Origin of the sequence: Longimicrobium sp., assembly GCF_048594345.1 — a bacterium.
Lineage (GTDB): Bacteria > Gemmatimonadota > Gemmatimonadetes > Longimicrobiales > Longimicrobiaceae > Longimicrobium.
This window is the reverse complement of the sequence record NZ_JBMDXM010000029.1, coordinates 1-1,638: the sequence shown is the minus strand read 5'-3', so window position 1 is coordinate 1,638 and position 1,638 is coordinate 1. Positions and strand designations below refer to the sequence as shown.

General features: G+C 71.0%; 2 protein-coding genes. One reads left to right on the top strand and one right to left on the bottom strand.

The features are described from left to right. Window positions 1-436, top strand: a 436-nt coding sequence (locus ACOJUJ_RS03110; protein ID WP_420125380.1) for a polysaccharide deacetylase family protein, incomplete at its 5' end; no start/stop codon positions are given. Window positions 437-1,325: 889 nt separating this feature from the next. Here the strand turns inward: ACOJUJ_RS03110 and ACOJUJ_RS03105 are convergent. Beyond that, a partial coding sequence (locus ACOJUJ_RS03105; protein WP_420125379.1) for an aldehyde dehydrogenase family protein occupies window positions 1,326-1,638 on the bottom strand: 313 nt, incomplete at its 5' end.

Genomic DNA, 1,638 nt, shown 5'->3' with positions numbered 1-1,638 from the left:
TGGCCATGACATCGGCAACCACACCCAGCGTCACCCGCAGGCCCGGTTCTGGGCATTGGGGCCGAGGCAGATGCGCCGCGAAATCGCGGATTGCCAGCGCACGTTGACGACGATCGCCGGGCGGGCGCCGGTGTGGTTCCGCTCGGTGGTCGGCCACAGCAATCCGTTTGTGCACGCGCCATTGCGCGACGCCGGCCTAGCGCGCGTGGGCTGGAGCGCGCGCGGCTTCGACGCGGTAGAGAGCGACGCAGCAAAGGTCGTCGCGCGCATCGATGCGGATCTGGCGCCGGGCGCGATCGTGTTGCTGCACGAGGGCGCGCGCCACGGCCGCAACGTCGAGATGGTCGCCGGGGTGCTCGCGCGGTTGCAGGCCCGCGGGCTGCGGACCGTGCTGCCGACTGCGCCGACGGAAGGGGCCGAAGACCTCGCGCGGTGAAGGATGCCCGGTGCGTTCCGTAGTGGGGAGGGTGGCGCGTGCGCTTGCTGCTTTTGCTCCTTCCCCCGTTTACGGGGCATTGCGCCCTTCACGGGTGGAAGGTTGGATGGGGGGCTTCTGCGTGGACGGCCCGTGCCCCCACCCGGCCCGCTATGCGTGCCGACCTCCCCCGCGAGCGGGGGAGGTGACGCCGGCGCTCTGCTGCTCTGCTCCTTCCCCCGTTTACGGGGGAAGGTTGGGATGGGGGTGCTTCTGCGCGACGGCCCGTGCGCCCACCCGGCGCGATGCGCGCCGACCTCCCCCCGCGAGCGGGGGAGGTGACGCGTGCGCGGTGCCGCTTCGCTCCTTCCCCCGTTTACGGGGCATTGCGCCCTTTACGGGTGGAAGGCTGGGATGGGGGTGCTTTTGCGCGACGGCCCGTGCCCCCACCCGGCCCGCGATGCGTGCCGACCTCCCCCGCGAGCGGGGGAGGTGAGCTGTGTGGTGAAGGTGCTGGGGCCCTTTCCCGCGTTATTGGGAAGGTGACGCGTGCGCTGTGCTTTTGCTCCTTCCCCCGTGTTACGGGGGAAGGTTGGGATGGGGGCGCTTGTGCGTGACGGCCCGTGCCCCCACCCGGCCCGCTATGCGTGCCGACCTCCCCCGCGGGCGGGGGAGGTGAGTTGCGCAGGGATGGTTAGCAGTTACTCGTTCCGGCCCGCCACAGGATGGCGGGCGTTCGTCGCCGCGCGCGGCATGCCGCACAAGTAGCGGCTACTCATCCGGCCCGCTGTAGCACGGCGGGCGTTCGTTCGCGCACGAAGCAATGCTTCGTCAACGCGCTCACTCGTTCCGGCCCGCCAAAGCATGGCGGGCGTTCGCAGCCGCGCGCGGCATGCCGCGCAAGCCGCGGCTACTCACCCAACGTCAGCAGGGAGGCGTTGCCGCCGGCGGCGGTGGTGTTGATGGTGACGGTCTTCTCGGTCGCGAAGCGCGGCAGGTAGTGCGGGCCGCCGGCCTTGGGGCCGGTGCCCGACTGGCCCTGGCCGCCGAACGGCTGCACGCCGACGACGGCGCCGATCTGATTGCGGTTGACGTAGATGTTGCCGACCTTCGCGCGCTGGATGATCCGCTCCACGGTTTCGTCGATGCGCGAGTGGATACCCAGCGTCAGGCCGAAGCCAGTGGCGTTGATCGCGTCGACGACCGCGTCGAGCTGGTCGCCC